General features: G+C 34.5%; 27 protein-coding genes. All 27 read left to right on the forward strand.

Annotated features, from left to right (window positions below):
- Window positions 1–69: 69 nt before the first annotated feature.
- Window positions 70–534 carry a hypothetical protein gene (locus ACZ1AQ_RS10765; protein WP_489632909.1) on the forward strand — a complete coding sequence of 155 codons (465 nt, stop codon included), beginning with the start codon at window positions 70–72 and terminating at the stop codon, window positions 532–534.
- A gap of 113 nt (window positions 535–647) precedes the next feature.
- Window positions 648–1940, forward strand: coding sequence for a S49 family peptidase (locus ACZ1AQ_RS10770; protein ID WP_489632910.1), 1293 nt, complete (start codon window positions 648–650; stop codon window positions 1938–1940).
- A gap of 18 nt (window positions 1941–1958) precedes the next feature.
- Window positions 1959–2918 (forward strand): hypothetical protein, encoded by a 960-nt coding sequence (locus ACZ1AQ_RS10775; RefSeq protein ID WP_489632911.1) that lies wholly within the window; start codon window positions 1959–1961, stop codon window positions 2916–2918.
- Window positions 2919–2928: 10 nt separating this feature from the next.
- Complete coding sequence (locus ACZ1AQ_RS10780; protein WP_489632912.1) at window positions 2929–3336, forward strand: hypothetical protein; 408 nt, start codon at window positions 2929–2931, stop codon at window positions 3334–3336.
- A 1-nt stretch (window position 3337) separates the two neighbouring features.
- Window positions 3338–3901 (forward strand): hypothetical protein, encoded by a 564-nt coding sequence (locus ACZ1AQ_RS10785; RefSeq protein ID WP_489632913.1) that lies wholly within the window; start codon window positions 3338–3340, stop codon window positions 3899–3901.
- A gap of 79 nt (window positions 3902–3980) precedes the next feature.
- The gene (locus ACZ1AQ_RS10790; protein WP_489632914.1) at window positions 3981–4319 is read left to right on the forward strand and encodes a hypothetical protein; all 339 of its coding nucleotides are present in this window, start codon (window positions 3981–3983) and stop codon (window positions 4317–4319) included.
- 52 nt (window positions 4320–4371) lie between these two features.
- Window positions 4372–5103, forward strand: coding sequence for a hypothetical protein (locus ACZ1AQ_RS10795; RefSeq protein ID WP_489632915.1), 732 nt, complete (start codon window positions 4372–4374; stop codon window positions 5101–5103).
- Between the two features lie 10 nt (window positions 5104–5113).
- On the forward strand, window positions 5114–5677 hold the full coding sequence (locus tag ACZ1AQ_RS10800) for a hypothetical protein (RefSeq protein WP_489632916.1): 564 nt from the start codon (window positions 5114–5116) through the stop codon (window positions 5675–5677).
- Window positions 5670–7166, forward strand: coding sequence for a hypothetical protein (locus ACZ1AQ_RS10805; RefSeq protein ID WP_489632917.1), 1497 nt, complete (start codon window positions 5670–5672; stop codon window positions 7164–7166). Before ACZ1AQ_RS10800 ends, ACZ1AQ_RS10805 begins: the two co-directional genes overlap by 8 nt.
- A gap of 234 nt (window positions 7167–7400) precedes the next feature.
- On the forward strand, window positions 7401–7745 hold the full coding sequence (locus ACZ1AQ_RS10810; protein WP_489632918.1) for a hypothetical protein: 345 nt from the start codon (window positions 7401–7403) through the stop codon (window positions 7743–7745).
- Window positions 7745–9109 (forward strand): hypothetical protein, encoded by a 1365-nt coding sequence (locus ACZ1AQ_RS10815; protein WP_489632919.1) that lies wholly within the window; start codon window positions 7745–7747, stop codon window positions 9107–9109. Before ACZ1AQ_RS10810 ends, ACZ1AQ_RS10815 begins: the two co-directional genes overlap by 1 nt.
- Window positions 9106–10071: a DUF6712 family protein gene (locus ACZ1AQ_RS10820; RefSeq protein WP_489632920.1), complete on the forward strand. Its 966-nt coding sequence runs from the start codon at window positions 9106–9108 to the stop codon at window positions 10069–10071. The genes ACZ1AQ_RS10815 and ACZ1AQ_RS10820 overlap by 4 nt, the downstream gene beginning before the upstream one ends.
- Before the next feature lie 43 nt (window positions 10072–10114).
- A complete protein-coding gene (locus tag ACZ1AQ_RS10825; protein WP_489632921.1) occupies window positions 10115–11617 on the forward strand; it encodes a hypothetical protein in 1503 nt (500 codons plus the stop codon).
- Window positions 11617–12006 (forward strand): hypothetical protein, encoded by a 390-nt coding sequence (locus ACZ1AQ_RS10830; RefSeq protein ID WP_489632922.1) that lies wholly within the window; start codon window positions 11617–11619, stop codon window positions 12004–12006. The genes ACZ1AQ_RS10825 and ACZ1AQ_RS10830 overlap by 1 nt, the downstream gene beginning before the upstream one ends.
- 228 nt (window positions 12007–12234) lie before the next feature.
- Entirely contained in the window at window positions 12235–12570 is a 336-nt protein-coding gene (locus ACZ1AQ_RS10835) for a hypothetical protein (protein ID WP_489632923.1), read from the forward strand.
- Between the two features lie 8 nt (window positions 12571–12578).
- Window positions 12579–14450 carry a hypothetical protein gene (locus tag ACZ1AQ_RS10840; RefSeq protein ID WP_489632924.1) on the forward strand — a complete coding sequence of 624 codons (1872 nt, stop codon included), beginning with the start codon at window positions 12579–12581 and terminating at the stop codon, window positions 14448–14450.
- Between the two features lie 57 nt (window positions 14451–14507).
- The gene (locus tag ACZ1AQ_RS10845) at window positions 14508–14723 is read left to right on the forward strand and encodes a hypothetical protein (RefSeq protein ID WP_489632925.1); all 216 of its coding nucleotides are present in this window, start codon (window positions 14508–14510) and stop codon (window positions 14721–14723) included.
- A gap of 298 nt (window positions 14724–15021) precedes the next feature.
- A complete protein-coding gene (locus ACZ1AQ_RS10850; RefSeq protein ID WP_489632926.1) occupies window positions 15022–15312 on the forward strand; it encodes a hypothetical protein in 291 nt (96 codons plus the stop codon).
- The gene (locus ACZ1AQ_RS10855; RefSeq protein ID WP_489632927.1) at window positions 15300–15539 is read left to right on the forward strand and encodes a hypothetical protein; all 240 of its coding nucleotides are present in this window, start codon (window positions 15300–15302) and stop codon (window positions 15537–15539) included. The genes ACZ1AQ_RS10850 and ACZ1AQ_RS10855 overlap by 13 nt, the downstream gene beginning before the upstream one ends.
- A 2-nt stretch (window positions 15540–15541) precedes the next feature.
- Window positions 15542–16114: a glycoside hydrolase family 108 protein gene (locus ACZ1AQ_RS10860; RefSeq protein ID WP_489632928.1), complete on the forward strand. Its 573-nt coding sequence runs from the start codon at window positions 15542–15544 to the stop codon at window positions 16112–16114.
- Between the two features lie 5 nt (window positions 16115–16119).
- Window positions 16120–16716, forward strand: coding sequence for a hypothetical protein (locus ACZ1AQ_RS10865; protein WP_489632929.1), 597 nt, complete (start codon window positions 16120–16122; stop codon window positions 16714–16716).
- The gene (locus tag ACZ1AQ_RS10870) at window positions 16713–16898 is read left to right on the forward strand and encodes a hypothetical protein (RefSeq protein ID WP_489632930.1); all 186 of its coding nucleotides are present in this window, start codon (window positions 16713–16715) and stop codon (window positions 16896–16898) included. The genes ACZ1AQ_RS10865 and ACZ1AQ_RS10870 overlap by 4 nt, the downstream gene beginning before the upstream one ends.
- On the forward strand, window positions 16888–17619 hold the full coding sequence (locus tag ACZ1AQ_RS10875; protein ID WP_489632931.1) for a hypothetical protein: 732 nt from the start codon (window positions 16888–16890) through the stop codon (window positions 17617–17619). Before ACZ1AQ_RS10870 ends, ACZ1AQ_RS10875 begins: the two co-directional genes overlap by 11 nt.
- Window positions 17616–18113 (forward strand): hypothetical protein, encoded by a 498-nt coding sequence (locus ACZ1AQ_RS10880; RefSeq protein ID WP_489632932.1) that lies wholly within the window; start codon window positions 17616–17618, stop codon window positions 18111–18113. The genes ACZ1AQ_RS10875 and ACZ1AQ_RS10880 overlap by 4 nt, the downstream gene beginning before the upstream one ends.
- Before the next feature lie 77 nt (window positions 18114–18190).
- On the forward strand, window positions 18191–18568 hold the full coding sequence (locus tag ACZ1AQ_RS10885) for a hypothetical protein (RefSeq protein WP_489632933.1): 378 nt from the start codon (window positions 18191–18193) through the stop codon (window positions 18566–18568).
- A complete protein-coding gene (locus tag ACZ1AQ_RS10890; protein WP_489632934.1) occupies window positions 18568–21612 on the forward strand; it encodes a phage tail tape measure protein in 3045 nt (1014 codons plus the stop codon). Before ACZ1AQ_RS10885 ends, ACZ1AQ_RS10890 begins: the two co-directional genes overlap by 1 nt.
- Window positions 21613–21654: 42 nt before the next feature.
- A complete protein-coding gene (locus tag ACZ1AQ_RS10895; protein ID WP_489632935.1) occupies window positions 21655–22215 on the forward strand; it encodes a DUF4468 domain-containing protein in 561 nt (186 codons plus the stop codon).
- The last annotated feature ends 33 nt before the right edge of the window (window positions 22216–22248 follow it).

Here is a 22248-nt window from a genome sequence, read left to right on the forward strand (position 1 = left end):
ACACCGCTAAACCACTGCCTTAAAGGTGGCAAAATAGGACACTTTTATAAAAATAAATTTAAAGAAATTATGACATTTACAGACACCGAAAAACTACCCGGATTTGCAGAATTTGAACTCTTTCTTTTGGAAGAAACAACCAACTGGCCATTTGTTGTGACTGATGAAAATTCGAAGAATGTTGTGTTTTTTCCATTTGAAAATGATGTTGATGCGGTGATGGAACCTGATTCGATAAAAGTAACTGTCAACCCAAAACAATCTGCAGAAGGTGAAATTCATCAAATCAATATTTCTTTTAGATTAATTACAAGAAGTGAAGCCCTGGAACAATTATTAGAACAGTATGCCAATAAGCCAGTTGTTGGAAAAGGAAAACTGAATAATGATTTTCAAAAATTATACGGTACCAATGTTGAGCCACTTTATATGAATTACGAAATTAATGATGGCACAAAACCAGATGGAGAAGCCTATACAGAAGTAGTTATTAAAGGCGAAACCAGAAAAAGACCAGTGTATTACACCCCTTAAAATCACTGTCCTATTTTAAGATTTTGAATAAATGAAAATTTGTATTGTAGAAATAACAATACAAATTTTTCATTTTGGGTAAACAAATATCAAATTTTTTTCAAGGGAACTTAATGATATCCGAATCTTATTTGGATGCATTGGTTCCTAGTTTTGTTAAATCTGTATTATCAGGATTTGAACCTGATGATAAAAGTATTTCTGAACTTGAAACTTCTTTTCTTTCATTTATGGATCAGCCTTCCTCTGATGTCAATAAAATTGACAATGTGGGAAAAGTTGTTATCATTGATTTTATTGGGCCAGTTGTAAAATATTATGATTGGTGGTATGGTATTTTAGGAACTCAGGAATATATGCAGTTATTGGACCGTTTTAAAAATGATCCTACAATTGCTGCTGTAGTTATGAAAACTGATTCTGGTGGTGGTCAAAAATACGGAACACCCGAGTTTTACGATTACATTAATGAATTCAAAAAAACAAAACCATTTTTAATTTATACTAATGGTTTGCTTTGTTCTGCTGCATATTACTTCGCGGCACCATCTTCCTATATTATAGCAAATAAACGAGCCGATGCAATTGGTTCTATTGGTATTTATACTGAAATATTTGATTGGAATGGATACTATGAAAGTATTGGATTGAAAGTACATACCATTTATTCAGACCTATCAGATGAAAAAAACAAGTCTCATAGAGATGTTATTTCTGGAGCTGATCAAGGTTACAAAAACTATATCAAAAAAGAATTGAATCCTGATGGACAAAAATTAATTGATGATATGAAAGCCGCTAGGCCACAATTAAATGAAGCTGTTTTTCAAGGTGGTACTTGGAATGGTGAAGAATCTATTGAAATGGGTTTATGTGATGCTAATGGAACACTTCAGGATACTATCGATAAAGCTTTCGAATTGGCAGCTTTACAACAATCAAGTAATCAAAATTTAAATATAGATATGTCTAAACAACTTGTAAATGTACAAGCGGTTTTGGGTTTAGATGCTCCATTGGCTTCAACGGCTGAAAATGGTAGCTATTTGAACGAAGAACAGCTGGATACTTTGGAAAATCGTTTGGTTGAATTGGGTAATTCCAATACGCAACTTCAAACAGAATTAGATGCTGCTTTGGCAAACACCGAGGTAAAAGATCAGTTAACAGCAGCGCAAGCAACGGTTACTGAAGTTGAAGCATCTATTAATGGAATGTTAACAGCTGCTGGTTTAGCTGTTGAAGGAACTTTGACCGAAAAAGCAACGGCTTTAACTGCAAAAGTTGCTGAAATGGGTGGTAAAGATGGTGCAAGCCATACCAATCCTAAAGTGGATGTAAACAATACCGCTAAAGCCGATAATGTGGTTGATGGTTTTGATATTTCGGCAGCAATGAATAATTAATCAATTAAAAACTAAAATATGTCAATAGTAGCAACTGATATAGTAACGGCTTTTGGAGCTCGCTATATAAATGAAGGGCAAAATATGGAAAGCTTGAAGGATCAAATCCGTCAGCCTTCTGTTACGCCTTCTTATGCGATGCATATCATTACAGAAAATGATGTGTATCGTTCTTCTAATGCCGCATTAGGGGAAATTGTTCAAGGGTTTCAAAAAGCATTTACACCAAAAGGGGATTTGGTATTCACACCAAACGAAATTCCTTTGCGTAATGCAAAAATTGACCTTTCTCTTTATCCAGACGATGTAAAAGGGAAATGGTTGGGATTTCTTGCTTCATTAGATAAAACAGCAAGAGCCGAATGGCCTATTGTTCGTTATCTTTTGGAAAAACATGTGGTACCGCAAATTCCTCATGATATGGAAACCAAAGCCTATTGGGGTGGTTCTTATGTTGCGCCAACACAAGGAACAGCTGGTACAACTGCTGGCACAATTGATGGTTTGAAAAAATTGATTGATAACGGCTTAACAGCTACAACAATCAATGCAATTGCTTTATCAAATTTGCCAACTCCAACAACAATGTTTGAATGCATTGAAGAATTTACCGATGATATTTTTGCACATAATCCTGTTTTAGAGAGTGTGAAAATGCGTGTGTATATGGAGCCTAAATTTTTGAAAAACTATTTCAGAGATAAACGTAATACACACGGAAACGATGTGAATTATGTAGCGGGTCAAAACACCGTTGATTTTTCTCCAAATATTGAATTGGTTGCTTTACCATCAATGGCTGGTTCTGGTTACATCTGGGCTACTCCAGTTGATAATTTTGTTCACTTGCGTAAAGTAAACGGAATGAAAGATCCTAAAGTAGAAGAATCAAAACGTGAAGTTTTCTTGATGCTTGATTGGTACGAAGGTATTGGTTTTGATTACAACCAATTGGTTTACGCTTACAAACCAGCTTAATTCAAAGTAAATGGCAAGAAATAAAAACACTACACCAGCCGCTGAAGCAGCGGCTGATGTAAATGCTAAAGAAAAAGTAAATCAAAATGCTGCTGCTGAAACTGCTGCTGAAAATGCAACTGTTGAAACTGCAAGTGCTGAAACTGCAAATGCTGAAAATGCAAATGCTGAAACTGCTGCTGCTGAAAAAGCTGCTGCTGAAACTGCAAATGCTGAAACTGCTGCTGCTGAAACTCACGAAGCAAAATTGATTCCTTCAGGAAGATTTATCGCTGAAAATGGTGATGAATATGAAATTGTTGTGAATGAATTTGCATTCAAAGGCAAAAAATACACCAAAGAAGAAGCTTTGAGTGATCACCCTGATGTTTTAGAGCATCTAATTTCTGTTAATTCATTCATTCTTAAAAAAGTATAGTATGGCAGTAGCATTAGAAGATATCGGGGGCGAAAGCTGTGAACCAGTATCAGGATTAGTAAATAAAGTTTATTATGCTTTGCATGCTGACTTTGAAACGATTCATGATCCCAAAAAAATCTGTGATCCAGTTCCAGCTAATATTGCAGCAACATTTGCTGAGTTGGCAGAAATAGAAACACCTCACGTGTTTAAGTCAGGTAAAAAGTTTTTTCAAATTGAAACTGTTGTTGAAACTGGTACAATTAAAGCAACACCTATTGGTGAAATTGGAAGATCATTGTATCAAAATGAATTGGTAGTTGAAGTAGCTGGTTCTGATGCTGAAATTCTTGGTTTTTGCCGTTGGGTTAAAAATCAAAAATTAGTAGTGTTATTAGAAGAATTTGGTACTGGAAATGTTCGCCAATTAGGTTCTTCAAGACTTCAAGCGACAGTTAAAGTTGAACACAATATTGAAGCTACTTTGGAAGGTAAAAATTCTGCTGTAATCACATTTACAGATAAGAATTTTGGACCCGCACCAATTTACAAAGGAGCGATTCAATTAACTGCACAAACTTAGTTTTTAAGTGTTTTTTGGTTAGTAAATAAAAGCGTTCTGATAGTAGAACGCTTTTTTTGATTCATTTTAATAGTAAGTTATGCTAAACTATATTGATACAATTACCGATTTTATTAGAGAAAACTTTGAATCTAGTAATCCTGATAATGCCAATGTGAAAATGAATACTGAACAAATACTTGATTTGCTTTTCAGGACCTTTCCTGTTGGATGTATTTCGGATTATGAATTGAATGATATTTTGATTCAATTGGGATTTAATCGATTTACCTATGTGGTTGAATTTTATGATGAAGTACGAAAGAAAAAAGAAAAGACGATCCAGGTAAAAAAAAGTTTGGAAGTAGGTTGGTGTTTGAAAAGTCATTTTAACCTTAGAACCGAAGAAATAGAAAGTAAAGAAAAGCCATCAGATTAGATGGTTTTTTTATGTCCTATTGTAATGATTTTACACTTTCCATATTTGTGATATGGAAATAATAAAAAAATGGTTTGAAAACGGCTGTGATTATGCTTCTGGTATTCTTATTTATAAAGAATTACCAAAACATAATCCTACGCTTTTGCTCAATTTTCAAAAGAAACAAAATTCATTCAATTGCGAAAAGTTAAAATATGAACTCAAAAAGTTTATTGATAAGTACAATGAAAAGGAGTTTGTTGCTGAAGTAAAAAAAGCTGTAGATAAAACAGTAATCATTCCAACAAAAAAGGTTTCTTCTGCAGAACAAAAAAACGCTATTTTATTTCATCAATTACCTGAAGTATTGCGACCTGTATTGCTAGAAGCCAATACTTTATTCAAAGAAAATTGTTTGCTTAAGGCAAATCTGAATGAATTACCAGCACATGCAGAAAAGGCCGCGCTTGAGCTTCAAATAAAAATCGACAATAATTTCAAAAAAAATCAATTGTGTTGGAAAAAGATTGATTTGTTTTTGGAAAAAAGAATTATTGCAGATAGTCCAAAATCTGAATTTGATGCATTAACACCCGAAGCAAAATTGAGAACACAACAATTGTTGTATGCTTCTATTTCAAAACTCAATACTAGGTTAAAAGCTAATATTGAAAAATTGAAAACTTGTGAATTGGTTTCTGTTAGGTCAAAAATAGAACGAGAAATTTCGAAGCAAGAGCAAAACCTTCTTCAAAAAAACGAACAATTAATCCTTTTAAGCAATTTGATTGATGGGAAGTAAAAAAAGGGAAATGTTGATTAAACGAGGCGATACCACGTTTGATAAAATTTTAGCTCATTATATCAATCCTGAGCATTTTCCGTTGAGTGAAACAAATACAGAAATTTTAAACCGATTAAATGAAGTATTTGCTTTAAGGCTTAATCATTTTTCATCACAGCAGATTGTAAATAAGTGGATTAAAGAGAAAGGACTTTCGCAAGCGCAAGCGTATTTGGATATCAGGAATTCAGAAAAACTTTTTGGTAGTGTTCTTAAAGCTGATGCCGAAGGTTCCAGAGCCGTTTGGCTTGAATATACCCGTGATTATTTAAAAAGATGCAAACAAAAAGGCGATTTGAATAATGAAGGTAAAGCCTTGAAATTATTAGCAGAATATGGTGGTTTGGCGAATGAAGATAATCCAGAATTCAATCCAGAGAAGTTTGAAAACATGGAAATTCACATCAATGTAAACAAACAGGTTCAGGAAACATTACTTCAAATGCTTACTGGTGGTTCTGTTGACTTGAATAATCTAAACGTTACGGATATCGATTTTGAGGAATTAAAATCAGAGGAAGAAGATGATTAGTAAAAAGAAATTCGTTGAACTCACGATTCCTCAATTGTGTTGTGTTTTGGCACCACAAAAGCACAAGTACATTGAAATGGGGCGTGGTGGTGGTAAAACTACTATTTTCGGTTATCACATGCGCGAATTGGTAAGGCAAATGCCAAAAGCATCATTTGCACTTACAGGTTCTACATATTCTCAAATTTTATCAAGAACATTACCTTCTGCTATTGAAGGACTTTCAATGTTCAATTTACATCAGGATATTGATTTTGTTGTTGGTAGATCAGGGAGAAAGTTAGGCTATGAAATGCCATACCAACCACCTAACCAATGGAATAATATCATTCATTTTCCTAATGGTGCTATATTTCAATTAGTTTCATTAGATAACGCTAATTCAGGCCGTGGATTGAATTCTTATGCTGAACTTGGTGATGAAGCTGCATTGTTAGATCCTGAAAAACTATTCACCAATGTAAAAACTACCAATAGAGCAAAAAAGGAAGTTTTTAAGAAATGTAGTCTTTTAGGTTCTGAATTCTATGTTTCATCTACTCCTATCAATAAAAAAGGGAAATGGTTCACTGATATGGAAGAAGTGGCCAAAAAGAATCCTAAAGATTACGCGTTTATAAAAGCTTCAGCACTATCCAATCCTTATTTGAATCCTGAATGGTTCAAGAAAATGAGAGATCAAGCCGTTTCTGAAATATTATATAATGCTGAGATATTAAACATTAGACCAAAGGAAATTGTTGATGGATTCTATGGTAATCTGATTGCTAATAAACATTACTACACTGATTATAATAACAGTTATCTGGAAACTATTGGTGTATTGGCTAGATCTGAGCATTTCAATTGTAGCCAGGATAACGATGTTAGAAGTAATGAACCGCTAATAATGTCGGTTGATTTTGGTGTGTTCAATGGTTGTGTGGTATCTCAACTACAAGACCATGAGTATAAAGTATTGAAATCATTTTATGTTAAAAGCCCTAAGCTTCTGGATGATATGTTTATTGAACAGGTTATCCCATACTATAGGCCGCATCCGGAAAAGTTTATTTATTTATATGGCGGGCACGATGGTAACAATAGATTGCCTAACAGTCCGTATACTTACTTTGAACAGATTATCAATATACTTACAGCTCACGGTTGGACAGTTTATCTTATGACCAAAGGTGCTGCTCCAACACATACGGATAAGTACCTTCTTATCAATGCAATGCTTAAAGAGCACAACACCCGATTACCTAAGATAAGAATCAATGAACATAACAATCCTGATCTTATTATTGCGCTGGAAAGAACTCAAGCTCGCGAAGCTCTAAAGGGTGGTATTGAAAAAGTCAAGAAGGATGAACGAAACATACTATTCCCGCAAGAGCACGCGCCACACCTCACAGATGCCTTTGATGTGCCTATAATGACAATGTTCAACGATACATTCAAAGGGTACAACCAACTTCTATCCGAAAGCCGCATTCAAACCTCATAATTATACATTTTCATATATCCTGATTTTTTAGGTTTTGGAAAGTGTAAAAATTTATAGGGACAGGCGTGCTTTTTTGTTTCATTTTATAAAAAAATAGTGTTTTTATTATTTTAAAAAATTGATTTTCAATTGTTTGTGTTTTTTAAAAATGTAATAATGGCTTTAAATAATACATTAAATGCAATTAAAAATACTGTCCTATTTTAAAAACCTTCAAAGCTTCAATTTTGAAGTATGCAAAAGGAAAAAATATCATTAAAACAAGGTTTAGAAATTCTAAATAAAAAAGATGAAAAAGGAACTCTTATTCCTTTTGATTTGACTTATAGAACCTTTAATGCAACATCAAAAAAGGGTGGGAAATTAAAATCTTATTGTGGTGCCAAACTTCTTTTAGAAAAAAATCCTAATGCAGTTCACCGCGATACAATGGAAAATATTTTAGATCCAATCAAGAAAAGCAAAAACGCAAATCATTTTGAAAACAGAACCAGAAATATCCAATTGAAGGATAACACTGTTGTTACTATCAGAATTGATTTTATAATCAGTATTAATAACCAAGAAATCATTTACTAATGTCGGAAAGCACATTTTTAGGTAATCATATTGCTATAACAGAATTCAAAGGATCTCCAGCAATGGTTTCTTTTAAGAATTCCATTGACAAAATGGATAGCAGCGTTACATCTGTAAAAGTAGATGTTAAAGATAAACAGGGTGAAATAGCATCTTGGGGAAAAAATAACGATTATCCTCAGCAAGTTTTGGCACAAGCTAAAAAAAGCGGTTCCGCATCTTCTTCACTACGATTTTTGAGAAAAGCACACTATGGAAATGGATTGATATTATTTAGAAATGAAGTTTCTGAACAAGGTAAAAAAGTAGTCAAAGTAGTTCCAGTAACTGAACTTTCGGATATTAATACCTTTTTCAAAAAATCACAAATGAACCGTTTCTGGAAAGAAATAATTGCTGATTTAGAATGGTTTTCAATCGCGTTTCCAGAATATATTCTTTCAGAAAACTTTCAAACTATCAATAGAGTAAAGCGACAAAAAGCCGCTTGGTGTCGTTTCGAAATGATGAATGAAGAAAACGGATTAGTAGAACACGTTTACATTTCTGAAAAGTTTGGAAAAGGTGGTTCTGTTGATCTTGCTTCAGAATTTGTAGAAAAAATTCCATTGATTGACAGTTATTGGTCTGCTGATGAAGTTCGTGAGTATTGCAAAACCAACGGAATCAAAAAATTTATAAGACCTGTATTTTATCCTTTAATTGATGAAGCCTATTACCCTGAATCAGAATGGCATGCTGTTTTAAAATCGGGTTGGTTAGATGTAGCCAATTCCGTTCCGGCATTAAAGAAAGCATTATTTGCCAATCAAATGACTATTAAGTTTTTGATTGAGATTGACGAAGAATATTATAAAAATGTATACGCTGAAGAATGGGCTAAAATGAAAGTCGAAGAACGAAAAAAGATTCGACAGGATTTAGTGGATTCAATCAATAGTGGACTTGTAGGTAATGATAAAGCCGGTAAGTCTATACAGGCAATGAAATACACCAATGCAAAAGGCGATCAGGTTTCAGCAATTACAATCACTGCAATTGATGACAAACTAAAAGAAGGAATTTATCTTCCAGAAGCCGAAGCGGCAAACTCTGAAGTATTGTTTGCTTTAGGTGTTGACCCTTCCTTAATTGGAGCAGGAATACCAGGGGGAAAACTTGGAGCGGGTTCAGGTTCTGACAAAAATGCAGCGTTCAATATCCTTAATGCTTTATTCAAAACCAATCGCGAAACGACTTTAGAAATATTCGAATTCATTCAGGATTACAACAATTATGATGAAACGATTCAATCAGGATTCGAAAACACCGTGTTAACCACATTAGACAAAAACCCAACAGGTAATCAAAATGCAACCTCATGATTTTAGAAACTACCGCCGATCTTAAAAAATACGTATCAGTTGCTCAATCATTTGCTTTTGAGGATTTTGAGCCATACATCACCAAAGCAGTTAATGGATTTACAAAAAAATATTTGGGAAACCTTCATATTTTTTTGGCAGATCAAGCAGCTAATTCAGACACAAATCATTTAATAAAAAATGAAGCTCGTGAACATTTACGCAATGCCATAGCAAACTTTGGAATGTTCATTTACTTTCCCTTTATGTCGGTAATGCTTGATAGTTCTGGAGCTACAGAAGTTAAGAATGACCAACGCCAAAGAGTCAATTGGGGAACCGAAAAAGACATGCGCCGCGAACTATTACGTTCAGGTCATGAAGCAATGGATTATTTACTGGAAATTTTAGAAAGCAATCCTACAGTATTTACAGAATGGACCACTGAATTTGGCACCGTAAACAAAAAATTACTGGTACACAACACCACTACATTCAACGAATACTATCATATTTTCAATTCAAGACAAACATTTTTAGCCTTACAGCCATCAATTCGTCAGGTTGAAGATCAATATATCAGAACAATGTTGTGCCCTGAATTAATTGAGCATTTAAAAACAGATGTTTCAAATATAGATTTACAAGTAAAAGAAGAATTACAAAAAGCAATTGTAGCATTTACAGTCGCAAAAGTGGCAAATGTAGGCTTGTTTTTGCTCGATGAAAACGGATTAAGAGTAAATTTTGAAACCCTTATCGATGGAAGAAAAGAAAGTGTTAGCTATGGTAAAACTGCAGACCAAGTTTCCAAATTGGTACAAGAGCAATCCAACAACGGAACTCAATATTTAGCAGTAGCCAGAGAATTGATACAAGATAATTTGACATCATTTACACAGTGTGATTCACCTCTTAAGACATCTACTTCATCCGGTAGTGGATACACGCCATACGATACCACAGGTATTTTATCATTGTAACAATGTCCTATTTTAAAGTTAATCAAAACGTCAATTTTGTCTTATGAGTATCACAGCATCCAACAATCCATTTCCACACGATCCAAACGAAAATTTTGGTGACAAACTTGATCGTGGTGGTTATCCATTAACCGCACAAGACTTAAAAAATGATATTGATGCCATCGCAAAACCAGATGGTTTTTTAAAAATCGGTGTTATCAATAAAGTAGGTAATGCTGTTACTATCGCTGAAAATCAATTTGAGTATAGAATAGACCAAATAGAAGTTGAAAATCAAGCTTTTTCCACAACAATTGTAGCCGCCACAGATGGCTATCGTAGAATTGATATCATTGTTGGATTAAAATCTGGTTCATTTGTAAAAATACAAGGTATTGAAAGTATAGATTCAGCACAAGAACCGCAAGTTCCAGACGAAACAATTAAGTTAACTTCTTTTAATGTTTTTGGCTCTGACATTAGTTATCCTAATAATCCAATAGAAGGTAGCCAATATGTCCAAAAATCAGAACGAAATAGTGTGTATTTAACAGGCTCAGGTGTAATCAATCAATGGGATATGGTTGATGAAAAAGCTACTATTGTTTTTAATGGCACAATTACTCGTTTAAATACAGTTTCTTATAGTTCCGTTCCTTATGCGGGTAAAACAATTCGATTGTTCAATGCTCAAAGCACGCCAGTAACCATTGGTAACTCTGTGAGCGATTTTGGAGTGGATTTCGTTTTTCCTAACGGTCAGGATTATATCTTACAACCTAACCAAACTATTGAATTTTCATTTGATATTACGTATGCACCTTATGCTCATCATATGTTTATTGGTGGTGCTGTGGCTACTGCATCAGGAACTCTAAAAACTCAAAAATTCATTTACACTTCTGGACTTCAAGAATTCACAACTACAGACCCAATTGGAGAAGTTGTCGTAGTTTTTAGAAATGGAAAAGGCGATATTGATTTCACAAATACTACTACAAAAGTAACCGTAACAAGCCCGTTGCTTGCTGATGATGAGATATTGATTATTTATGCATCTGAGCCAGTTGGAATTTCTCCTTATTATACTAAAGCAGAAATGGATACTAAGTATTTATTGAAAGCAGATTACAATGAATTGGAGTATTTATTTGTTTACCGTAAAGCTTTAGATGTATCTGCTAATATGATGCTGGATTCAGTTGGAAATAATGCGTTTACTGATATGGGATTCTATTTAGACCAGAATTACATTTTGGATAAATTGACAATTAGTTTCGCAAGATTTGTGAATACTACGGGATTGCTTATTCCTGTGCAATTAAGAGTACATCAAGAAGCGAGTTCCACGCCACCAACACCAACAACGGGTCAAATAATTCAAGAAGCGGAATGTTTTGCGGCGCCTTCAAATGTATTTAATAAGGTGTTTACTTTCGATTTGAATTTTGATTTAACTGATGATACAGGAACTTTTTTGACTGTAAATACTGGGAATTTCTCTTTGGCTGGGGCTACTCTTGCGGATATGTTGGTTGTGGTAAAACTTAAAAAGAAAGTGTGATGAAAAGAATTTTGACTCTAAAAAATATAAGTGCCGCACCTATTACTATCAATGGAGTTTTGTTGGCTATCAATGAATTTTACTATCCTGATTTCGGTTGGTGGATGACTGATGATTACAAAAATTATTACGAAAGTAATAACGTAAGTATTTCATTGGTAGATGGTACGCAATTGACTTACTCAGCCAATGCAACTGAATTCACAGGATATTTTATTTACACCGTTCGATATGTAAAAGAGCATATCGATGTGTTGACCGAGATTTTTCCATTGAAAGGTCAGGTCACTACAACGAATGCAAATTCAACAAAGTTGTTTGAGTATAATTACCAAAACGGAAGGTATCAACCAATAATTCATATTATTGGATATGAAGATGCTACATGAAATACTTATACTGGTAGGTTTTATCCAAATATCAGAGTCCGTAATAATGTAGCAACTTTTGTGGGTTCTTTCGATTCAGATGCACAGTTAAATAATTTAGGTTTTAATACAGGGAGCGGTTTTGGTATTAAAGGAGTTGTGGCTTCTAATAAGTTGGTAATAAATGTAGTCGGACGAAATGGTGCGACAATACTTTGGACGGTAGAATTAGTAAAAAAAGGATAAGATATGGCACTAAATGACGGTAAAATAAAAGACAGCTTTACAAGCAATACAGACAGGCAGTTACCTCCTGCAAGTTTGATAAATCGTGTTGTTTTAGGTAATAGAACAAACAAGGTAGTTACTGGATTTCAGATAGGCTCAACGCCTGGTGGTTCAGAAATAGTGGGACCAGTTGACATAGGAGTAGCAGGCACAGATGCAGCTATTGTGATTTTCACTGAAAGTCAAGTGAAAAAGCGCTTCTTTGATTTTTTTGAGGAAAAGACCCTATACTTTTCAGCCGCTAATTGGAATGGTGCTATTATAGGAGGCACTGTATTTTTTGATGACGTTAAATAATAGAAATCATGGCAGACGAAAAACAATTAAGCTACTTACAGGTAGAGCCAGACACTAGAAAACAGGATTTGCTTATTTCAGGACAAACTATAAAAACCATTAATGGTATTAATATTTTAGGTTCGGGAAATATTGTAATAAGCGGTGGTGGTGGTACTACAAATGCTGTTTGGGGAAATATCGCAGGAAATCTACAAGATCAAACTGATTTGATAGGGTTGTTGAATGGAAAAGAAGCTAGTATTGCCGCATCAACTGTAGATACATACTGGAGAGGTGACAAAACCTTTCAAGTATTGAACACTACCGCTGTAGCTGAAGCAACAAATCTATATTATACAGAAGCAAGAGTAAATGCAAACGCAAATGTTGCTGCGAATACTGCTGCTAGGCATAATGCGGTTACTCTTGGTACTGCAAATGGCTTAAGCTTGGCAGGTCAAGCATTATCGTTGCTTTTGGCTGGATCAGCAACCACAGGTGCGTTATCTAATACAGACTGGAACACTTTCAATAGCAAGCAAAATGCATTAGGATTTACACCTGAAAATGTTGCTAATAAAAATCAAGCCAATGGCTATGCTGGTTTAGATGGAAGCGGAAAAATTAACCCTTTGCAGTTGCCCTCGATTGCTATTACTGACACGTTTGTAGTTGGTTCACAAGCGGCAATGTTGGCTTTAAATGTAGAAGTAGGTGATGTTGCCGTTAGAACAGATGTGAATAAATCTTTTATTTTAAGAGTTGCACCAGCCACTTCATTGGCTAACTGGCAGGAGCTTTTAACGCCTGTATCTGTTGACCAATCTATTATTGACGGTTCTAGTAACGCGGTGAGTGGTAATGCGGTATTTGATGCTTTGGCAGGAAAACAAAATACAATATCAGGACCTATAAACTACCTGACTAAATTTGGAACTGGTGGAGTTGTAGCTAGTAGTATATTTGATAGTGGAAACGTTGTAGATATTAATAACCCTGTAAGAATTATTACAAACGATGCACAAGGCTTTAGAATTACCAATCAGGCAGATAATAACAAACAAGTTTTTATTGGCTATGATTCAACGACTAATGTATCGAGTATCCAAAGTATTCAACTAGGTACATCTGCTAGACCATTAGCCTTAAATCCTATTGGTGGTAATGTATCAATAGGAAATCCTTTAACTTTAGCTTGGAAAGCAACAACTGATGGAGTTTTTGGTTCTATTGACACAAAGAATCAGTATGTTTGGTTAGGAATGGAAGCAGATAAAGCAGTACTTGCTACTGATTGGTACAGTGGCTATGGAGGTTCTGCTAGACCATTTGAAATAAGAACAGGTGGAGCTGCTAGAATGCTAATAGACCAAGTTGGTAATGTTACTTTCAATAATACAGTCGTTGCTAGTCCAGCCACACAATCAAATCACGTAGCTACTCTTGGTCAATTTGGCTCTAACGCTTTTAATTCTACGGCTTTTGCGCCGTTATTAAATCCTGAATTTTCAGGTAGCGTAAAAGTGCCAAACGCAACATTGGCAACTGAAGCCGTAAATAAAGGGCAGTTGGATGCTGTTGCAAGGCCTTACAAAATTTATACTGCTTTATTAACCCAATCAGGTACAAATGCGCCAGTTGCTACTGTTTTGGAGAATACTTTAGGAGGTACTGTTAATTGGTCTAGGTCAACTACTGGTACTTATTTAGGACAACTTACGGGCGCATTTGTTTCAGGAAAAACTTTTGTTCATATAACAAGAAGTTTCACAGATGCAGCTTCTCAAAAATCAATACCCGGAGCTTCTAGAGGAACAAATGACTGGGTTTCTGTGAGAACTTTTGACTTAGACGACCAAATGACAAATACTAATATTCAAATACTTGTGTATTTATGAAGTACATAAATCAAAATAAAAAAGATTGAAAATTAAAAATAATCAAAAACCATAAATATGAAATTAGAATTAGACCAACAAGAAGTGCAAGGATTAATTGATGTAATCGGAAATATCCCAACGAAATACGGCAAAAACTTAATGCTGTTTTTTGAAGGGAAAATTGAGCAAAAAAAAATAGAAATTCAACAAAAAGCTGAAGAAGAAGCAAAGAAGCCTAATGTAAAAAAGCCTTCGAAAATTGAAAAAGAATCTAACGATCAACCTGAATAGTGATATTTCTAGAGTCCATATTATCCGTTCTGCTTATCATACTTGCCGTATGGTATGCAGAACGTTTGGTAAGGCTCGCCAAAGATGAAAAAACGCTGTTATTAAACTTAAGCATATCACTAGTGCTGATTATGCTCACAATGTGGATTTCGGATGCAATGTTGGTAACGCAAAAACAGCTTTTACGTGACAGCACAAAAGATGAAATCCTAGCAATGGTAAAGTACCTATTCGGAGGAATAGTGGTGCTTTATTTATCGAATCAAAAAATTAAACCTTAACCCCAAAATATAAAAAGATGAGCGCACAAGAATACTTGATGACACTTGGAATAGAAGTCAAATTACTAATAGGTGGTTTGATAGGCACGGTGGCTGGTTTAAATGGGAAAAAAGGTAATTGGGTAGCAAAGATTGGTACTGTTTTTACTGGTATTGGAGGGGCAATTTACCTTACACCATTGACTGCCGAATTATTGAATGTTACAAATGAGCAAAGCCGAATCGGTATTGCTGTATTGATTGGTTATTTAGGAATAACGGGAATGCAAAAGATTTTACTTAAAAAATTAGAAGAATGGAAACAATAAATAATTTGATGCTGTTTTCGATAGCGGTTTTGTCAGTAATCAATTTAATTATTGAGATTGAAGATGTAAAAACATACAAGTACGAATTTGTTTTAAAGATATGTTTTGGCGCGGTGGCAGTAGGGGCTTTGAGTTTGATATTTTACAAGCACAATATATTTCACACATTGCTTTATGGAGCGATGGCAATCAGTCTTTTTAATAGAATTTTAATTAGAAAAAAGTAGTTATGGCAATATTTGAAAAATCAAATTTCAGTAAATCAAAATTTCAAGGCAGTAAAATTGAAAAACTAGCTCCAATTGTTGCAAAATGGGAAGGTGGTTATGTAAATGATCCGCTGGATAGAGGTGGAGCTACCAATATGGGCGTTACTGTAAATGCTTGGAAGCTGTTAGGCTACGACAAAAATGGCGACGGAATTATAAACGATACCGATATGAAATTACTATCCAAAGATGACTTCAAGTTTGTACTTCGTAAATATTGGAATAAATGGCAAGCAGACGAAATAAAAAATCAATCTATTGCTAATATTTTGGTGGATTGGTATTGGGGTTCTGGAAAATGGGGAATTGTAATCCCTCAAAGAATTTTAGGACTTACTGCCGATGGCGTTGTTGGCGAAAAAACATTAGCCAAAATCAATGAAGAAATAGAAAAGGATGCCGAAGCTTTGTTTGATAAAATATTTCAAGCAAGGGTTAAATTTTTAGATGATATCGTAAAAAGCAACCCAAGCCAAAGACGTTTTATAAAAGGTTGGAAAAACCGCTTGAATGATTTTCAATTTCAATTTTAGTAATTATGAAAAACGATACAATAAAACACCTATTTTTTTGGATTTTGGTTTTGGCAATTGCTTTTTTACTTAATTCGTGCGGTGCTCGAAAATCAGAAGTATTGAAAAAACAAGAAGATTCTAAAACCGAAACCATCATTAATTCCAGTAATTCCAATAATTCCATTTTGAATGCAAAGGAAACTGAAAATAAAAAAAAGGTTTCAAATACGACTACCGAACAACAAAATAAGCAAGAAGCTGAAGAATTTACCGTGGAGCCTATTGATAGCAGAAAACCATCGATTTATATTGCTTCAAATGGTCAAAAATATGTTTTGCAAAATGCAAAATTGCACTACACAAAAAAGCAGCAAAACACCAAAACAAATTCCAGTAATTCCAGTAATTCCGATAAATTCCATTCCAAAGAAGCAACAGAAAAAAAACAAAGCCTTACCAATTTACAAGCAAAAGAAAAATCAGAAAAAAAACTAGATCAAAAAAACAAAACCACCACCAAAGAAGCTTTTAGTTCTTGGAACTACCTTTTGTTTTTACTGCCTTTGGCTTTGATGTTTTTAGCTTGGAGAGTATACAAAAACTTAAACCCGATACTATGAATTTAGAACAGGAAATACTAAGCTTAAAAGAAAAAAAAGCGCGTCAATTTTTAGAAATAGAAATGCTATCTGTTGTAAATGACAGTGTGTATACCAAGTTTGGAAAAACTTGTGCTGAAATAATGCTCAAAGAAAAAGAATTGGTTCGCGAAACTAAAAACCATCTAGCTGATGAAAATTAAATTACAGATACCTGAATCTTGGGATCAAATGAAAGAAAAGCAGTTTGAGAAAATTGCTTTTCTTTTCAATACATCCGAGACAAATATGAAATTCTATATCCAGCTTTTTTTTATTCTAAATGCTGTAAAATGGTGGCAGTTTAGAAAAAAGGCAAAGCTTCGTTTGGTTTTGCGTAATTGTCCGTTATCAGAGTTGCAAAAAAACTACGAATATATTTTTAAGGAAAACAACCGAACCATTTTTCCTAAAATACAAATCAAAAAAACAAAGTATTTTGAACCACAAAACAGAATCGCCAATCTTACCGCTGATGAATTTGCTGTTGTAGATGATTTGCACATAAAATGGCACGAAACCAAGAATATTGAATATTTGCAATATATGGCCGCCGTATTGTATAGTACTACACCTAAGCGACCAGTTTTCGATAAAAATGAGCTGCACCAATTGGCAAAACCTTTTTCAAAACTATCGCTTCCAAAGTTATTCGCTATAGAATTGGCTTATTTTGGGTGCAAAAACAATTTAGTAAAGCGATTCCCAAAAGCATTTCCAAAGCCAGTACCAGGACAAACAAAGCCTAAAAAGAAATACGGCTTTTCAAAGGTAATTTTGAGTATGGCCAAAGGTGATTTGTCAAAGCTTGAACAAATAAAAAAAGTAAACATCTATACTTTCTTAGAGCAATTTGAGGAAGATTTAACACCTGATAAAAAATGAGAACTACAACCCATAAACCAATAGTTGATTTTCATCACGAAATTCAGATAGCACACAAAGAGCTTAACGGATTTTATCGTTTCAATTGGAATGAAATCTCAGGACAATTCCGAAAAGGAATTCAAACACCGGCTTTATTATTAGAATCACATTCTTCTGGATTAGAACAAAATACAAACAATACAACCACTTTCAACGGCAAAAGTATTTCCTTTTTACTGCTAGATTTTGCGGGAAAAGCTGATGATTATAACAAGCAGGAAGAAGTTTTGGATAAGCTTGAAAATGTGGCTTTGGATATTGCTTCCTATCTCAAAAAACTAAATGGTGATAGAACATCGTGGCTATTTGGGAAATTTGACCCTGATAATTATCGTTATGAAAAAGTAGGGCCTATTTTTGACAATATGTATGGATGGAATGTTTTGTATCTTCTCAAAAATCACGAACCTCTTTGTTTTGACCCTACAAAATGGGATTTACCAACGCCTTAAACCTTTCTTTTAGAAAGGTTTTTTTATGTCCTATTATAAGGCATTCAGTACTGATAATTTAGCTAAAAAATAAGGTCATGGCAGGTAAAATTGATATTGCCCAAAAAGAGAAAGAAATAGCATCTGTTGCGGTTAATAAGCTTCGAATAGCTGTTCGTCAGCAAATTGGAAATACATCTACTAAGCGAACAGGGGAAGCCCTGAAAATTGGTAATGCGGGTAGTCGCTTTAAGTTTGGAAGGTTACAGCGTATAACTATGAAAGCTCCTTACTACATATTTATGCAGAATTATGGTTTTGAGGGCTCAAAAAAGAACGGTGTAAATCAGCGATTAAAAGCAACCGATGTATTAACCAAAGCCATAGAATCATCAAATATTTTAGAAAACCTAGCTGATGATATATCCGAATTACGATTGGATCAGGTTGCAGCATTAATTCAATTTAAAAAATAATGGCAGGAAGAAAAGAAATACCTAGAGAATTATCCATTTACATCAACGATAAAGCGGTTGTAAATTCCTTTCGTGGCATCACTTCTGAGATTTCAAAAACTAACAATGAAATAAAAAATCTCAATAAAAATTCCGAAACCTATAACGAAGATTTAGCCCGTTTAAAAGGGAATTTGAATACTTTGACCGAAAAGCAAAGTGAATTCAAAAATGAAATTCGCGGTACTTCTGAAGCAATGGATGATGGTGCAGGAAGCTTTGCCAAATTTCGTGATGGATTACTTTCTGGAGATTTCAAAGGTGCCAAAGAAGGATTGATGGGGATTAGGGGCGAAATGGCAAATCTTGTAAAAACTTCTTTGGCTTTTGTGGCTACACCTCTTGGTGCTGCAATAGCTGTTTTAACTGGCATTGTTGTAGGAACAAAGGCTTTATTCGACTTCAATAAAGAACTTGAAGTTTCAAACAAATCATTGAGGTTATTTGGTGTAGCAGCAGAAGATCTTACTAAAGTGCGTTCGGCTATTATGGCCACGGCTGAAACATACGGAAAAGAGTTTGACGAAATAGCCGAAAAAGCAAATTCATTGTCAAAATCCTATAGCATTTCAATGCTAGAAGCAAACGAAATTATTGCAAAAGGTCTAGCAGAAGGCGGTGCGCAAAACAAAGAATATCTGGACAGTATTGGCGAATATGATGAGTTTTTTGCAAAAGCTGGTTATTCCGCATCTGAATTCATTGATATTATTAATAGCGGTTCAAGCTTAGGGATTTATGCAGACAAACTACCAGATGCCTTAAAAGAAGCCGATTTATCACTAAAAGAACAAACAAAAGCCACACGAGATGCGTTAGAAAATGCATTTGGTGCAGCATTTTCAGATCAACTACTAGCCAAAGTAGCCTCTGGAACTATAACTACAAAAGAAGCATTAAAGCAAATTGCGGTACAAGCCGAAAAAACAGGCTTATCACAACAACAACAGGCACAACTTACCGCTGATATTTTTAAAGGTGCCGGTGAAGATGCTGGTGGGGCCATAAAAGTTTTACAGGCTGTTGGAGGAATCACTAAACAGGAAATGAATGCCGCTGAAAAAGCTTCAGATGATTTGCGAAAAGCTAATGAAGAATTGAACAATTCAATGGCTAAACTTTTCGAAATTGAAGGTTTTGGTGGGATGTGGGATGTCATAAAAGCCCAAGCAACTAGTGCATTGGCAGATATAATAAACTATTTATCTGATCTCAAAAAAGACATTCAACCACTTATTGATATTGTGGGATTTGGTCTGGTGGTTGCTTTTAATTATTTAAAGAATGTTGCTGTTGCAGCATTAAATTTTATTGGTGGTGCTGTAAAAGTGTTTTTTGATGGACTAAAAACAGGATTCTTTGTTGTAAAATCTATAATTACAGGGGATTTCAAAGGCGCTTTTACTTTGATTGGCGATTTCATCAATCGTTTAGGCAACACCATAACCAACTTCTTTGGCAAAATTAGAAATACAATTTTAAGTTCTTTGCAAAGTATTGTATCCTCAATGGCGCCTTTATTAGAAGCCATTGGTTTGGATGTGGATGCATTTCAAAAAAAATTGGAATCATTCAAAGTAAAAATTACTACTGAACAGGACAACAAAAAAACAAACCCATCAAAAAGCCCAGAAGAATTAGCCAAAGAACAACGTTTGCTAAAAGAAGCCTTAGACAAACAAAAAGCTTTGCGGGATGCTGCCAGACAAAAAGAAGAAGAAGCACGTAAAAAAGCAGCCGAAAAAAAACGTGCAGAAGAAGAAAAAGCAGCCAAAGAAGAACAGGATAGATTACTAGCGCTAGCGAATGCAAAAGCCAATCTAGCCAAAGCCGAATTAAATTTCTTTATAGCCAATGAAAGAAGCAAGCTAGATACTACCAAAAGCTTAACACCTGAAATAATTGCTGAAGAAACCAGCCGTTTGGATAGAATTAAGGACAAACAACTTGATGCACTAGCTCAGGACCGATTGTCTAAAGTTGAAAAAGCAGAAGCTGATGCCAAATCTGCTGAAGAATTGGCAATTTTAAAATACACTATTGATTTAGAGTATGAAACACAACGCCAAAACCTAGAACTTGAATTCCAAAAAACAACCGATGCCTTAAAAAAGCAATACGTTGATGAACAAAAAGTATTAGCTGCAGAACAATTGGCTGCTGATAACGAATTGGCTTTGGCAGAAGCGCAAACCAAAGAAGAAGAAGATGCGATAAAAAGAGAACAGGACTATCAAAAGCAAGTTAGGGAATTCGCTGATTTACTTAAGAAAAAGGTAATCACCCAAGAGGAATATGACCGATTTGAAGCAGCTGCCAAAGCTAAAAAACAAGAACTAGATAGAGTTGCGCAATTGCAGCAAGTACAAGGTACTCTTGGAGGATTAAATACCTTAGCAAATGCAGTAACTGAACTTTTTGGGCAATCTAAGGAAATGGCAATCATTCAGGCTGGAATTAATGGAGCTATGGCAGTTACTTCTATTTTGGCACAATATCCAAAATTTGATGGTGGTTTTGCTATGGCCGCGGCAATTGCAGCAGCTGGTATTTCTACAGTAGCACAAATTGCAAAAATAACCAAAGCCAAACCCGCCAAAACACCTAAATTCTTTTACGGAGGGTTTACCGGTTCCACGCCTTCTTATGGCTTTGATGAATATGGACCAATGACGGGTATAGTTCATAAAAATGAGTACGTAATACCAGAAGCAATGACGCAAAGCCCGCGTTACGCCAATACAATCGCTTGGTTAGAAGCCGAAAGAACCGGAAAAACCACCCGTAAATTTGCCGATGGTGGCGCTACTTCTCCAAATGTGATACCTAATGAAGTATTCACCGAAAATAATAGCGAAATGACCTCATTACTTAGGGCGGTATTGTTTAGGCTAGAAAACCCAGTAAGTCCTAATTTATTAATTGGGTATGAAGATGCGAAAGCAATTCAGGATTTAAATGATGAACGTGCTGCTTCTTCACAAAACGCAAACGTAAATGAATAATTTTTTGTAGGTTTGATACTATAACTTTAAAAAATTACAAATATGAAAAAACTATTGTTTTTCTTATTTTTTTGCGCTGTTACCTATAGCCAAAATGATAAGTTCATTTTTACTAATGAAGGATTTACTGATTTTATAGTAAAAGAATGTCCTGGTAAAACTCAAAGCGAGCTTTATAAAAAATCAATTGATTGGTTAGCGGTAACTTATAATAACCCAAAAGAAGTATTAAAAGCTCAAATAGAAAATGATTATATAAGATTTGAAGGTTCTTCTCCAGATTTAGTCACATTTAGTAATTTAATGACTTTTACATATAGAACTACATATCAGGTAGAAATTTCATTTAAAGAAGGAAAGTATAAATTTGATGTAATTGAAGTTAAATATTATATTGCTCCAAATCAATATGGAACTGGAGGTTGGCAGGATTTTCCTTTAGATACTAACTCTGTAGCATCTTATTACAAAAAAAATGGAACAATAAAAGGGAATTATAAATATATGCCTGAAAAATTAACTTCACATTTCAATAAACTTAATGAATCGCTATTTTCTTTTTTTATGTCAGATTCGATTCCAAGTAAAAAAAGCGATTGGTAATACTTGCTTTAATATTTAAACCTCTCCAATGTG

Source organism: Flavobacterium sp. UM26 (assembly GCF_057922445.1).